The organism is Candidatus Frankia nodulisporulans (genome assembly GCF_902806475.1).
In the GTDB taxonomy this organism is placed as follows: domain Bacteria; phylum Actinomycetota; class Actinomycetes; order Frankiales; family Frankiaceae; genus Frankia; species Frankia umida.
Map to the genome: position 1 here is coordinate 16753 of NZ_CADCWS010000023.1, position 14132 is coordinate 30884.

Annotated in this window: 12 protein-coding genes; all 12 read left to right on the top strand. The window is 72.0% G+C overall.

Annotation, left to right across the window (positions count from 1 at the left end):
* Window positions 1-28 precede the first annotated feature (28 nt).
* On the top strand, window positions 29-952 hold the full coding sequence (locus G6R24_RS04500) for an aspartate carbamoyltransferase catalytic subunit (RefSeq protein ID WP_163547898.1): 924 nt from the start codon (window positions 29-31) through the stop codon (window positions 950-952).
* Window positions 949-2313 carry a dihydroorotase gene (locus tag G6R24_RS04505; protein ID WP_163547899.1) on the top strand — a complete coding sequence of 455 codons (1365 nt, stop codon included), beginning with the start codon at window positions 949-951 and terminating at the stop codon, window positions 2311-2313. Before G6R24_RS04500 ends, G6R24_RS04505 begins: the two co-directional genes overlap by 4 nt.
* Window positions 2310-3362 (top strand): PH-like domain-containing protein, encoded by a 1053-nt coding sequence (locus tag G6R24_RS21580; protein WP_175084761.1) that lies wholly within the window; start codon window positions 2310-2312, stop codon window positions 3360-3362. Before G6R24_RS04505 ends, G6R24_RS21580 begins: the two co-directional genes overlap by 4 nt.
* On the top strand, window positions 3359-4801 hold the full coding sequence (locus G6R24_RS04515; protein ID WP_420811349.1) for a carbamoyl phosphate synthase small subunit: 1443 nt from the start codon (window positions 3359-3361) through the stop codon (window positions 4799-4801). Before G6R24_RS21580 ends, G6R24_RS04515 begins: the two co-directional genes overlap by 4 nt.
* Entirely contained in the window at window positions 4801-8274 is a 3474-nt protein-coding gene (gene carB / locus G6R24_RS04520; RefSeq protein WP_225438111.1) for a carbamoyl-phosphate synthase large subunit, read from the top strand. Before G6R24_RS04515 ends, carB begins: the two co-directional genes overlap by 1 nt.
* Window positions 8271-9023 carry an orotidine-5'-phosphate decarboxylase gene (pyrF, locus tag G6R24_RS04525; RefSeq protein WP_163547900.1) on the top strand — a complete coding sequence of 251 codons (753 nt, stop codon included), beginning with the start codon at window positions 8271-8273 and terminating at the stop codon, window positions 9021-9023. The genes carB and pyrF overlap by 4 nt, the downstream gene beginning before the upstream one ends.
* Window positions 9024-9254: 231 nt before the next feature.
* Complete coding sequence (mihF, locus tag G6R24_RS04530; RefSeq protein ID WP_163547901.1) at window positions 9255-9572, top strand: integration host factor, actinobacterial type; 318 nt, start codon at window positions 9255-9257, stop codon at window positions 9570-9572.
* 258 nt (window positions 9573-9830) lie between these two features.
* Complete coding sequence (gene gmk, locus G6R24_RS04535) at window positions 9831-10373, top strand: guanylate kinase (RefSeq protein WP_163547902.1); 543 nt, start codon at window positions 9831-9833, stop codon at window positions 10371-10373.
* A 45-nt stretch (window positions 10374-10418) separates the two neighbouring features.
* On the top strand, window positions 10419-10703 hold the full coding sequence (gene rpoZ / locus G6R24_RS04540; RefSeq protein WP_163547909.1) for a DNA-directed RNA polymerase subunit omega: 285 nt from the start codon (window positions 10419-10421) through the stop codon (window positions 10701-10703).
* Window positions 10704-10714: 11 nt separating this feature from the next.
* The gene (gene coaBC / locus G6R24_RS04545; RefSeq protein WP_225438112.1) at window positions 10715-11926 is read left to right on the top strand and encodes a bifunctional phosphopantothenoylcysteine decarboxylase/phosphopantothenate--cysteine ligase CoaBC; all 1212 of its coding nucleotides are present in this window, start codon (window positions 10715-10717) and stop codon (window positions 11924-11926) included.
* Between the two features lie 70 nt (window positions 11927-11996).
* Window positions 11997-13193 (top strand): methionine adenosyltransferase, encoded by a 1197-nt coding sequence (gene metK / locus G6R24_RS04550; protein WP_163547903.1) that lies wholly within the window; start codon window positions 11997-11999, stop codon window positions 13191-13193.
* A gap of 265 nt (window positions 13194-13458) precedes the next feature.
* On the top strand, window positions 13459-14132 hold a 674-nt coding region (locus G6R24_RS04555), incomplete at its 3' end, for a primosomal protein N' family DNA-binding protein (RefSeq protein WP_476727348.1).

Below are 14132 nucleotides of genomic sequence, written 5' to 3' on the forward strand. Positions count from 1 at the left end.
CGAGCGCGCCGATGGTCGCGGGCGCGGCGTGAAACGACATCTGCTGTCCACCGAGGACCTCGGCCGGGACGACGCGCTGCTGGTGCTGGACACCGCCGAGCGGATGGCCCGGGTCGCCGAGGCGTCCGTGCGCAAGCTGCCCACCCTGCGTGGGCGGACCGTCGTCAACCTGTTCTTCGAGGATTCCACCCGTACCCGCACGTCCTTCGAGGTCGCCGCCAAGAGACTGTCGGCCGATGTGATCAATTTTTCGGCGCGCGGGTCAAGCGTGTCGAAGGGGGAAAGCCTGAAGGACACGGCGCAGACCCTGGAGGCGATGGGTGCCGACGCGGTCGTCTGCCGGCATCCGGCCAGTGGCGCGCCGCATCGGCTCGCGTCCTGGGTACGTGGCAGCGTGGTGAACGCCGGGGACGGCACCCACGAGCATCCGACCCAGGCGTTGCTCGACGCGTTCACGATGCGCCGACGGCTCGGCCGGATCGAGGGGCTGCGGGTCACGATCGTCGGCGACGTGCTCCATTCCCGGGTGGCGCGTTCGAACGTCTGGTTGTTGGCCACACTCGGTGCCAGTGTGACGGTCGTGGCGCCACCGACACTGTTGCCGCTTGGTGTCTCCTCGTGGCCGGTCGAGGTGTCGTACAACCTTGACGCCGTCCTGCCCAAGAGTGATGTGGTGATGATGTTGCGGGTCCAGCGGGAGCGGATGTCCGCGGCCTTCTTCCCGACCGAGCGGGAGTACAGCCGCCGCTACGGTCTGGACGTCGACCGGGCCGCGAACCTGCCGGAGCATGCCCTGGTGATGCACCCGGGGCCGATGGTCCGCGGGATGGAGATCGCCTCCCAGGTGGCGGATTCGGCCCGGTCGACCGTGGTGGAGCAGGTCGCGAACGGGGTGAGTGTGCGGATGGCCGTGTTGTATCTGCTGCTGGGTGGTTCCGGGGAGGTCGTATGAGCACGTCGGGGCAGGTCCAGAACCGGGGCCAGGATCAGGGGCGGGCGTGGGTACTGCGTCGGGTGCGGCCGCTGGGCGGTGAGCCCGTCGACGTGCTGCTGGCGGACGGGGTGATCGCGGCCTGGCGGCCAGCCGGCTCGACCGGGCCCGACTCCGAGGGACTGCCGCCGGGCACGACGATCCTGGACGCCGACGGGCTGATCCTGCTGCCCGGGCTCGTCGACCTGCACACCCACCTGCGGGAACCGGGCCGTGAGGACGCCGAGACGGTCGAGTCCGGCACCCGGGCGGCGGCACTCGGCGGCTACACCTCGGTGTTCGCGATGGCCAACACCAATCCGGTGGCCGACACCGCGGGCGTGGTCGAACAGGTCTACCGGCTCGGGATCGACGCCGGGCACTGCGATGTGCGTCCGGTCGGCGCGGTCACCGTCGGGCTCGGCGGGCAGCGCCTGGCCGAACTCGGGGCGATGGCCGGGTCCGCCGCGGGTGTGCGGGTGTTCTCCGACGACGGCCACTGTGTCTCGGACGCGCAGCTCATGCGCCGGGCGCTGGAGTACGTCAAGGCCTTCGACGGTGTCGTCGCGCAGCACGCCGAGGAGCCGCGGCTCACCGAGGGCGCCCAGATGAACGAGGGTGTGGTCGCGGCGCGCCTGGGCCTGCCCGGCTGGCCGGCGGTCGCCGAGGAGGCGATCATCGCCCGGGACGGGCTGCTCGCCGGGCACGTGGACTCCCGGCTGCACATCTGCCATGTGTCCACCGCGGGCTCGGTGGAGATCCTCCGCTGGGCGAAGGCGAAGGGCTGGCGGGTCACCGCCGAGGTCACCCCGCACCACCTGTTGCTCACCGACGACCTGGCCAGCGGCTACGACCCGGTCTTCAAGGTCAATCCGCCGTTGCGCACCGCGGCGGACGTGGCGGCGCTGCGCGCGGGCCTGGCCGACGGCACGATCGACTGCGTCGCCACCGACCACGCCCCGCACGCCGCGCAGGACAAGGAGACCGAGTGGGCCGCGGCCCGCCCGGGCATGCTCGGCCTGGAGACGGCGCTGTCCGTGGTGATCGAGACGATGGTCGTCGGCGGGCGGCTGGACTGGGCCGGTGTGGCCGACCGGATGGCGCTGGCCCCCGCCCGCATCGGCGGCCTGAAAAGCCCCGCCGCCGACGCGAGCGGATCGGTCGCCGTCGGCGCGCCCGCGACCCTGACGCTGCTGGACCCGTCGCCGTGGCGGGTCGTCGACCCGCAGGCGCTGGCCAGCCGCAGCCGCAACACCCCGTACGCGGGACGGTCCCTGCCGGGCTCCGTGCGGGCGACGTTCCTGCGGGGTCGGCCCACCGCGCTCGACGGGAAGATCGTATGAGCGGGCCACTACCGGCGGCCGGTTCGGTCGTGCTGGCGGCCGGGTCCGCCCAGGCCCGACTGGGGCTGCGGGTCCTGCTCGGCGTCGGCCTGCTGCTGGTGCTCGTCGCCGTGATCGGCGCCCTGGCCCGGATCTGGCGCAGCCGGGCCGAGCGGGACGAGGAGAACCTGCCCGACCTGCCCGAACCACCGGTCGAACCCGGCACGGTGCTCGCCGCCCCGCTGCGCGGGACCTACCTCGGCACCGTCGACGCCGGCCACTGGCTGGAGTGGATCTCCGCCCGTGGCCTCGGTGGCGGGACCGGCGGCTATCTCAGCGTCTACGAGACGGGCGTGCGGGTGGACCGCGGCGACGCCGCGTTCTGGATTCCGCGCGAGGCGGTGCGCGGGGCACGCCTGGAACGCGCGCACGCCGGCAAGGTGTCCGCACCGGGCCGACTCATCGTGGTGGCCTGGTCCTTCGACGGGCATGAGCTCGAGACGGGCTTTCGCGGTGAGGACCGGGCCCGCCAGCCCAAGACCGTCCGGGCGGTGCACGAACTCATCGGTCCGCCGCCGGCGCATCTGGCCGCCGGCGACGTCACCTCGCCGCACGCCCTGCCGCGGGTCCGCCCCCGGCTGCGCCCACGCGCGATCGTGCCCGGTCACGGCGGTGCGCAGCGGCCCGGCTCGGGTCAGCCCACCGAGGAGATCCCCGCCATCCGCGCCGGTCTGCGTCGGCGCCGCGCACCGGTCCGCGGCGACGCCCGTCCGGTCGACCCCCGGGCCGTCCCCGCACGCTCCGAACGGGAGCGGGACTACCAGCCGATGCGCCGGCCGCGACCCGGCTATCCGGACCCCGCCCGCGCCAGCGCCCCGCCGCCACCCACCCGGCCTACCGGGGAATGGCAGGTCGATCCGCGCACCATGGGGACCTGGCGGGCGACCGGCACCGCGGCCGGGTCCGCGTCCCTGCCCGTATCCGAGCCCACCGATTCAGGTCAGTACCCGATCGTCGATCCGTTGACCTCGCCGCTGGGTGAGGTCCGCAGGCTGAAGGAGGATCGTTGAGCACCCTCACCTCGAGCGCCGGCGGCGCGGCCGACCCGGGCGCCGGCGACACGGCCATCCCGAGTGCGCAGCGCGTCACCCCCCGTCCGGTGACCCGGGACCGTCCGGCGCGGGCCGTGCTCATGTTGGAGGACGGCCGCTCCTTCACCGGCGAGGCGTACGGCGCGATCGGCGAGGCGTTCGGTGAGGCCGTCTTCTCCACCGGGATGACCGGCTACCAGGAGACCCTCAGCGACCCGTCCTTCCACGGGCAGATCGTCATCATGACCGCGCCGCACATCGGCAACACCGGCGTCAACGACACCGACTACGAGTCCGACCGCATCCAGGTCGCCGGCTTCGTGGTCCGTGACCCGGCCCGACGCGCGTCCAACTGGCGTTCACGCGGCAGCCTCGAGGACGAGCTCAGCGCGGCCGGAGTGGTCGGCATCAGCGGCATCGACACCCGGGCGCTCACCCGCCACCTGCGCGAACGCGGTGCGATGCGGTGCGGCATCTCCAGCACCCTCGACATCCCGGCCGCCGACATCCCGGCCCTCGAAACCCCCGCCGCCAGCACCCCCGCCGCCAGCACCCCGGCCGCCGACACCCTGGCCGCGGACATCCCGCCGGCTGGTACGTCGTCCGCTGGTACGTCGGCGGTGGCGGGCGCGGCGGACGGCGGCGCGCGGGCCGCACTGCTGGGACGGGTGCGCAGCTCGCCGAAGATGGTCGGCGCGGACCTCGCCCCGCGGGTGTCGACCCGGGAGCCCTACCTGGTGGCGGCGGCCGGCGACGGACCGGCGCGCCTCACCGTCGCCGCGCTGGACCTGGGCATCAAGCGCGCCACCCCGCTGGCGCTGGCGGCGCTGGGCTGCGACGTGCACGTCCTGCCGGCGCGCAGCACGGGGGAGCAGCTGCTCGCGCTCGTACCGGACGGGGTGTTCCTGTCCAACGGTCCGGGGGACCCGCAGACGGCCGACTACGCCGTCGACGCGCTGCGCACCGTGCTGGCCGCCGGGGTGCCGGTGTTCGGCATCTGCTTCGGCCACCAGGTGCTGGCCCGGGCACTGGGCTTCGAGACCTACAAGCTGACCTACGGTCACCGCGGGGTGAACCAGCCGGTCGGCGACGTGGCCACCGGACGTATCGCGGTGACCAGCCAGAACCACGGGTTCGCCGTGCGCGCGCCGCTGACCGGCACGACCGACACCCCGTACGGCCGGGTGGTGGCCAGTCACATCGGGCTCAACGACAACGTCGTCGAGGGATTGGAGTGCCTGGACGTGCCGGCCTTCAGCGTGCAGTTCCATCCGGAGGCAGCGCCCGGGCCGCATGACGCGGCCGGCCTGTTCGAGAAGTTCCGCGATCTGATGGCCACCACCCGCGCCGCACGCGCGGGCAGCGCGGCCTCGGGCAGCGCGGGTCCGGTCGAGCCGAGTGCGGACGGGGCCCTCTGATGCCACGGCGTGAGGATCTCGCCAGCGTCCTGGTGATCGGCTCGGGGCCGATCGTCATCGGCCAGGCCTGCGAGTTCGACTACTCCGGGACCCAGGCCTGTCGGGTGCTGCGGGCCGAGGGGCTGCGGGTCATCCTGGTCAACAGCAACCCGGCGACGATCATGACCGATCCGGAGCTCGCCGACGCCACCTACGTCGAGCCGATCACCCCGGACATCGTCACCAAGATCATTGATCGGGAGCGGCCCGACGCGATCCTGGCCACCATGGGTGGTCAGACCGCGTTGAACACCGCGGTCGCCCTGCACGACTCGGGTGTGCTCGAACGGTTCGGGGTGCGCCTGATCGGCGCGAACATCGACGCGATCCGCTCCGGTGAGGACCGTCAGGCGTTCAAGGACATCGTCGCCGCGGTCGGCGGCGAGTCGGCCCGCAGCGCGGTCTGCCACACCGTCGAGGAGTGCCTGGCCGCGGGGGAGGAGTTCAGCTTCCCGGTGGTCGTGCGGCCGAGCTTCACCCTCGGTGGCGCCGGCAGCGGCTTCGCCCACGACGCGGCCGAACTCGCCCGGATGTCCGCCGACGGTCTCGCGGCCAGCCCGTCCACCGAGGTGCTCGTCGAGGAGTCGGTGCTCGGCTGGAAGGAGTACGAGCTCGAGCTCATGCGGGACCGCGCCGACAACGTGGTCGTCGTCTGCTCGATCGAGAACGTCGACCCGATGGGCGTGCACACCGGTGACTCGATCACCGTCGCCCCGGCGATGACGTTGACCGACCGCGAGTACCAGCGGATGCGGGACATGTCGATCGCGGTGATGCGGGCCGTCGGCGTCGACGCGGGTGGCTGCAACATCCAGTTCGCCGTGGACCCGGCGACCGGCCGCCAGATCGTCATCGAGATGAACCCGCGGGTGTCGCGTTCGTCGGCGCTGGCGTCCAAGGCCACCGGCTTCCCGATCGCCAAGATCTCGGCGAAGCTCGCGCTCGGCTACACCCTGGACGAGATCCCCAACGACATCACCCGCACCACCCCGGCCGCCTTCGAGCCGACCCTGGACTACGTGGTGGTCAAGGTGCCGCGGTTCGCGTTCGAGAAGTTCCCCGGCGCCGACCCGATGCTCACCACGACGATGAAGTCCGTCGGCGAGGCGATGGGGGTGGGGCGCAGCTTCGCCGAGGCGCTGCAGAAGGCGCTGCGCTCGATGGAGTCCGCCGGCAGCACCTTCACCTTCGCACCGCCCGAGCAGGACGCCGCCACCCTGCTCGAGATCGCCAGTACCCCGCACGACGGCCGGCTGCGCGTCGTCCAGCAGGCGCTGCTGGCCGGTGCGACGATCGACGAGGCGTTCGCCGCCACCGCCATCGACCCCTGGTTCCTGGACCAGCTCGTCTTCCTCAACGAGGTCGCCGCGTCGGTCACCCGCGACCCGGACGGCATCCGCCGCGCCAAGCGGGCCGGCTTCTCCGACGTCCAGCTCGCGGCCCTGCTCGACACCAAGGAAGACGTCGTGCGGGCCTTCCGGCACCGCGCGGGGATCCGTCCGGTGTTCAAGACCGTGGACACCTGCGCGGCCGAGTTCGCCTCCGAGACGCCCTACCACTACTCCGCCTACGACGAGGAGACCGAGGTCGCCCCCAGCGGACGGCCACGGGTGATCGTGCTGGGCAGCGGGCCGAACCGGATCGGCCAGGGCATCGAGTTCGACTACGCCTGCTGTCACGCGGTGATGGCGCTCTCGGACGCCGGCTACGAGACCGTCATGGTCAACTGCAACCCGGAGACGGTGTCCACCGACTACGACACCGCCGACCGGCTCTACGTCGAACCGCTCACCGTCGAGGACGTCCTCGAGGTCGTGCACGCCGAGCAGCAGGCCGGGCCGCTGGCCGGTGTGATCGTGCAGCTCGGTGGCCAGACCCCGCTGGGGATCGCCGCGGCGCTGGCCGAGGCCGGGGTGCCGATCGTCGGCACCCCGCCGAAGGCGATCCATCTCGCCGAGGACCGTGGCCTGTTCGGCCGGGTGCTCGCGGCCGCGAACCTGCCCTCCCCGCCGCACGGGGTGGCGACGTCGTTCCCGGAGGCCCGGGCGGTCGCCGAGCGGGTCGGCTATCCGGTGCTGGTCCGTCCGTCCTACGTCCTGGGCGGACGCGGGATGGAGATCGTCTACGACGACGCGATGCTGCGCGACTACATCGAGCGGGCCACGGCCATCTCGCCGGAGCATCCGGTGCTCGTCGACCGGTTCCTCGATGACGCGGTCGAGATCGACGTCGACGCGCTCTTCGACGGCGAGACGCTCTACCTCGCCGGCGTGATGGAGCACATCGAGGAGGCCGGGGTGCACTCCGGCGACTCGGCCTGCGCGCTGCCACCGATCACCCTCGGCCGCGCCGACCTCGAGCGGATTCGCACGTCCACCGAGGCGATCGCCCGCGGCACCGGTGTGCGGGGACTGCTCAACGTCCAGTACGCCCTGCAGTCGGACGTCCTGTATGTGCTCGAGGCGAACCCGCGGGCCTCGCGGACCGTGCCGTTCGTCTCCAAGGCGACGGCGGTGCCGCTGGCCAAGGCCGCCGCCCGGGTCATGCTCGGCGCGACCATCGGTGAGCTGCGCGCCGAGGGTCTGCTGCCGAGCACCGGCGACGGCGCGAGCCTGCCGCTGGACTCGCACATCGCCGTCAAGGAGGCGGTGCTGCCCTTCGGACGGTTCCGGGACGCCAGCGGACGCGGCGTCGACACGGTGCTCGGCCCGGAGATGAAGTCCACCGGCGAGGTGATGGGCGTCGACGACTCGTTCGGCACCGCCTACGCCAAGTCGCAGGCCGCCGCCTACGCCTCGCTGCCCACCTACGGCCGGGTGTTCGTCTCGGTGGCCAACCGGGACAAACGGGCGATGATCTTCCCGATCAAGCGGCTGGCCGATCTCGGCTTCGTCGTCTACGCCACCGAGGGCACCGCGGAGGTGCTGCGCCGCAACGGTGTGAAGGCTGTCGTCCTGGGCAAGCACCGGGCGCCGCGTGAGGGCCTGGCCGACTGCGTCGAAATGATCAACTCTGGTCAGATCGACCTGGTCATCAACACCCCGTGGGGCGTGGGCCCGCGACTGGACGGCTATGAGATCCGCACCGCCTGTGTGAGCGCCGGCGTCCCGTGTATCACCACCATCCAGGGTGCCGCCGCCTGCGTGCAGGGCATCGAATCGCTGGTGCGGGGGGAGCTCGGCGTCCGCCCGCTGCAGGAGTACCACGCGGTTCTGCGCGAGGCCTGGGGTGACGAGCCACTGGCCAACCGGGCCACCGCCGCCCGGGCCGCCGCCGCTGACGGGTCCGCCCCGGTCGCCGCCGCGGCGGCGAGGACCGGACCCGCTGCCCCGGCGCGCTCACCCGGCGGCGCGCCGGACGAGCCGCCGGTGCGGGAACAGTCGGTGCGGGAGTCGCCGGTGCAGGAGCAGGCGACCACGCGGACGAGCCGATGAGCATCGGGCCGGCCGGGCGGGCGCCGCTGGCGGTCGCCCTGGACGCACCGGACGGGGCGACCGCGCTGCGCTGGGCGGCGGCGGTCGCCCCCGCCGCGGCGGTTCTCAAGATCGGCCTGGAGCTGTTCTACCGGGAGGGCTCCGCGGTGGTCGACGCCCTGCGTGAGCAGGGCCTGCTGGCCGCGGCGCCCGGAAGTGCCAGCGCGCCGGAGCTTTTTCTCGATCTGAAACTCCATGACATTCCGGCAACTGTCGCCGGTGGCATGCGCTCGGTCGCCACGTTGTCTCCTCGCTTCGTCACCGTCCACGCGGCGGGGGGATCGGCGATGGTACGCGCGGCGGTCGACGCGGCCCCCGACATCGAGGTGGCCGGTGTGACCGTGCTCACCTCGCTGGACGTGGAGGCGCTGGCCGCCATCGGGTTCACCGGGTCGCCGCGGGACGTGGTGCGGCGCCTGGCGGTCCTCGCGGTCGAGGCCGGGGCGCGGGCCCTGGTGTGCAGCCCGCAGGAGGTACGAATGGTCCGTTCGGAGCTCGGTGATGCCGTGACTCTCATCACCCCCGGAGTGCGTCCGCCAGGTGCTCAGGCCGCCGATCAGGCCCGGACCGCGACACCGCGGGAGGCGATCGCGTCGGGTGCCAACCTGGTCGTGGTGGGCCGTCCGATCACCCGAGCCACCGATCTGGGCGAAGCCGCCCAGGCCATCGCCGACAGTATTTCCGCAGGTCGGGCGCCTGTCGGCGCGTGATGGCCGAGGTCAGGGCAGGGTGTGTTCGTCCTGGTGCGGTATGAAGCGGTACGGTGGGGACGTCGTAGACCGAAAGGGCGCGGCACGAGCGGGCCACCCCTTTCGTCCCGTCAAAGCCTTCTCTTGTGCGGACAATATGTCCGCATCAGAGTGTTGTGGCCAAGGCTGGACTGAGGAACCACTTCCTCGCTAGTTTGCGCGGCGCGATCACCGAATTGAGGAGGCGTACCCGTGCCCCTGCCGCCCCTAACGCCCGAGCAGCGGGCCGCCGCCCTTGAGAAAGCCGCGTTGGCTCGTAAGCAGCGCGCAGAACTCAAGGACAGGCTGAAGAAGGCGGAGACGACTCTGGCTGCCGTCCTGGAACAGGCGGAAGCTGATGAGGTCGTCGGCAAGATGAAGGTTTCGGCTGTTCTCGAGTCGCTTCCCGGGGTCGGGCGTGTACGCGCCCAGAAGATCCGGGAACGCCTGGGGATCAGCCCGACCCGCCGGCTGAGAGGGCTCGGCGCGAAGCAGCGCGCCGCGCTCCTCGAGGAGTTCGGAACGGCCTGATCCAAGCGGAGTGGAAATTCACTCCGCGCGCTGGAGGATGGCCGGGTGGGTCGCGGCATCATCGGGTGAGCGGTGTCACGTCCGTTCTTGCGGTGAAGCCGTGAAACCTTCCCACGGATCGGGGGACGGTATTTATGCCGCCCCCCGATCCGAAAGTCCTGTAGAAGCTTGTCCCTCCCCGACCGTCCCGTGGAGTACTCCGCGGGCGGACGACCCGTCGTGCGCGCCGCATGGCCACGGCGGCCTAGGGTGTGACCCGTGGGTCTCACAGTGCTCTCCGGGCCGTCCGGAGTCGGGAAGGGAACGGTCGTGGCGGCCGTGCGCGCGCATCACCCTGAGGTCTGGGTGTCGGTCAGTACCACCACCCGGGCACCCCGGCCGGGGGAGACCGACGGTGTCGAATACCACTTCGTTGACGCCGAGGAGTTCGCGCGCATGGTCAAGGCCGGCGAGTTCGTCGAACACGCCATGTTCGCCGGGCACGCCTATGGCACGCCACGGCGACCACTGGCCGAACGGCTGGCGGCGGGCATCTCGTGCCTGCTGGAGATCGAGCTACTCGGTGCCCGGCAGGTCCGCTCGGCGATGCCCGACGCCCGCTTCGTCTTCCTGGCCCCGCCCACGTTCGAAGAACTGGTGCGGCGACTGACCACCCGTGGCACCGAAGCGCCCGAGATCATCGCGCGTCGCCTGGACCGGGCGCGGATCGAGCTCGCGGCCGAGACCGAGTTCGACCACGTCATCGTCAACGACGATGTGCAGGCCGCGGCCGCCCGCTTGGTAGCATTGATGATCGACTAGCCCAGCCGTGTCTGGTTGAGCTGCGTGGCACTCAGGAAGGACACCGTGGCCGGTACCGTCGCCCACCCCGAAGGCATCACCAACCCCCCGATCGACGAGCTGCTCGAGGCGACCGACTCGAAGTACAGCCTGGTCATCTACGCGGCCAAGCGCGCCCGTCAGATCAACGCCTACTACTCCCAGCTCGGCGAGGGTCTGCTCGAGTACGTCGGGCCGCTGGTCGAGACGACCAACGCCCAGGAGAAGCCGCTGTCGATCGCGCTGCGCGAGATCAACGCCGGTCTGCTCACCCACGAGACCGTGGCTGACACCCTGCCCCCGATCGCCTGAGCCGCACGTCGGTGAGCAGGGTCGTTCTCGGGGTCGCGGGCGGGATCGCCGCCTACAAGGCGGTCGAGGTGCTACGCCGGTTCACCGAGTCCGGCCACGAGGTGCGGGTCGTGCCGACCGCGGCCGCGCTGCGGTTCGTCGGCGAGACGACCTGGGCCGCGTTGTCGGGCAATCCGGTGACCACCGGTGTCTGGGAGGACGCCGACGAGGTCGCCCACGTGCGCATCGGCCGCACCGCCGACCTGGTCCTCGTCGCGCCGGCCACCGCCGACCTGCTCGCCCGGGCAGTCGCCGGGCGGGCCGACGACCTGCTCACCGGCACCCTGCTCACCGCCACCTGCCCGGTCGTGTTCGCCCCGGCGATGCACACCGAGATGTGGCTGCACCCGGCCACCCAGGCCAACGTCGCCACCCTGCGTTCGCGTGGCGCGATCGTCCTCGACCCGGCCGTCGGTCGCCTCACCGGTGCCGACTCCGGCCCCGGTCGGCTGCCCGAACCCGCCGAGATCGCGGCCCTGGGCATGTCGGTGCTCGCCCGGGGTGCCGCGGCCGTCCGGCCCGACCTCGCCGGGCGGCACGTGCTCGTCACCGCCGGGGGTACCCGCGAGTACGTCGACCCGGTCCGGTTCCTCGGCAACGCCTCCAGCGGGCGCCAGGGTTACGCCCTGGCCCGCGCGGCGCTGGCCAGGGGAGCCGCGTCCGTCACGGTGGTGGCGGCCAACGTCGCCCTGCCGGAGGTCGCCGGAGCCCGGACCATCGGCGTGGTCTCCGCCGCCGAACTGCGCGCCCGGGTGCACGAGGTGGCGCCGTCCGCCGACATCGTGGTGATGGCCGCCGCCGTCGCGGACTTCCGTCCCGCCGACCCGGCGACGCACAAAATCAAGAAGGATTCCGCCGCCCCTGACACACTGGCGTTGACCCGAAACCCTGACGTGCTGTCCGAGTTGCTGGCGAACCGCCGGCCAGGTCAGTTGCTGGTCGGTTTCGCCGCCGAGACCGGCGGGCCGGACGGCGGCGTGCTCGAGCTCGCCCGGGCGAAACACGCCCGCAAGCCGGTGGACCTGCTCGTGGTGAACCAGGTCGGCAACGGCCGTGGCTTCGAGGTCGCGGACAATGCCGCCGTCGTGCTCAGCCTGGGCGGCGGCGAGACGACGATCGACCGAATGAGCAAGGACCTGGTCGCGCACCGGATCCTCGATCTGGTCGTCGAGCACGGAGATTGAGCCGGTGCCCGTGCAGGTGCGCGGTCCTCGGTAAGCTTCGTCGGAATCAACCTTCCAGGGGGTAGGACCAGTGGCGACGCGCCTGTTCACATCCGAGTCCGTCACCGAGGGACATCCGGACAAGATTGCCGACCAGATCAGCGACTCGATTCTCGACTCGATGATCAAGGACGACCCGAAGAGCCGGGTCGCCGTGGAGACGCTCATCACCACCGGCCAGGTGCACGTTGCCGGCGAGGTCACCACCAAGACCTACGTCGACATCGCCGCTGTGGTGCGGGAGCGCATCCTGGAGATCGGCTACGACTCCTCCAAGAAGGGCTTCGACGGCGCCTCCTGTGGCGTGAGCGTGTCGATCGGCGCGCAGTCCGCCGACATCGCGCAGGGTGTCGACACCGCCCACGAGTCCCGCGTCGAGGGTTCCCTCGAGGACGAACTCGACCGTCAGGGCGCCGGCGACCAGGGCCTGATGTTCGGCTTCGCCTGCGACCAGACCCCCGAGCTCATGCCGCTGCCGATCGCGCTGGCCCACCGCCTGGCCCGCCGGCTGTCCGCCGTCCGCAAGGACGGTCAGGTCGGCTACCTGCGGCCCGACGGCAAGACCCAGGTCACCATCGAGTACGCCGACGGCAAGCCCGTCCGTCTCGACACGGTCGTCGTGTCCACCCAGCACGCCGCCGACATCGACCTCGACACGCTGCTCGCCCCCGACATCGCCGAGTACGTGGTCGAGCCCGAGCTCGCCCTGCTCGACATCTCCACCGAGGGTCGCCGCCTGCTGGTCAACCCGACCGGCCGGTTCGAGATCGGTGGCCCCATGGGCGACGCGGGCCTCACCGGCCGCAAGATCATCGTGGACACCTACGGTGGCTACGCCCGCCACGGTGGCGGCGCCTTCTCCGGCAAGGACCCGTCCAAGGTCGACCGCTCCGCCGCCTACGCGATGCGCTGGGTCGCCAAGAACGTCGTCGCCGCCGGCCTCGCGACCGCCTGCGAGGTCCAGGTCGCCTACGCCATCGGCAAGGCCCACCCCGTCGGTCTGTTCGTCGAGACCTTCGGCACCGGCACCGTCCCCACCGAGCAGATCCAGGACGCGGTCACCCAGGTCTTCGACCTGCGCCCGGCCGCGATCATCCGTGACCTCGACCTGCTGCGCCCGGTCTACGCCCAGACCGCCGCCTACGGTCACTTCGGACGTCCCGAGCTCGACTTCACCTGGGAGTCGACCTCGCGCGCCGAGGCGCTGCAGCGCGCCGTCAAGGGCTGATCGCGTTTTTCCGGGTCCGCCTTCGTACGTCCGCTAGTCCGCACGTCAGTTCGTCTGAACGTCCGTATGTCCGCTGGGAGCCTGGCTTTCCAGCGCCCGGTTCCGAGGCCGGGCCGATCCGCCACCGCGGCCGATCGGCCCGGCCTCGGCCGTTCCGGGGCCGCGTCGCGTCGCATGAGCAGGTCGGCGGGATCGGCGGGTGCCGCGAGCTCGGTCCCTGTCCGCCGGGCGGGTTCTGTCGGGGCTGGCTGGTAGGAATGCCGTCATGACCGAACCGTCGGGCACGCTTCCCGGCCTCGGCCCGGGGCCTGACCGGGTGGCCTCCGTGCGTGGTGCCGGTGGCCGTCCTACGTCGGGCGGGCGTCCTGTCTCGGGCGGGCGGTCGTTGGAGGGGGCTCGGTCGTCGGGGGGAGAGCGGGCGTCCAAGGGTGGGCGTCGGCGGGCGGTGGGCGCTGCGTCGCCGGCTGCCGAGGTGCTGCCGGTGGCCCGGGTGGCACTCGACATCCCACTGACCCATCTTGATCGTCTGTTCGATTATCTGGTGCCCGCGGAGTTGGCTGATGCGGCGGTGCCTGGCTCGCGGGTTCGGGTTCGCTTCGCCGGCCGGCTGGTTGACGGGTTCGTGCTGGAGCGGGTGGCCAGCTCCGAGCATGACGGGCCGCTGGCCCGACTGGAGCGGTCGGTTTCGGCGGAACAGGTGCTCTCCCCGGCCGTCGTCCGGCTGGCGCGTGCGGTCGCCGACCGTTACGGCGGGACGCTCGCGGATGTGCTGCGCCTGGCCGTCCCACCTCGGCATGCCCGCGTCGAGGCAGCGACATCGGTGGGAAAACGGTCCCCGGCCGCCGAGGCCGCCGAGGCCGCCGAGACCGCCGAGACCGATGGAGCCGATGGGGCTGCCGTCGCTGATGGGGGTGCCGTGGCGGACGGGGCTGTGGAGGC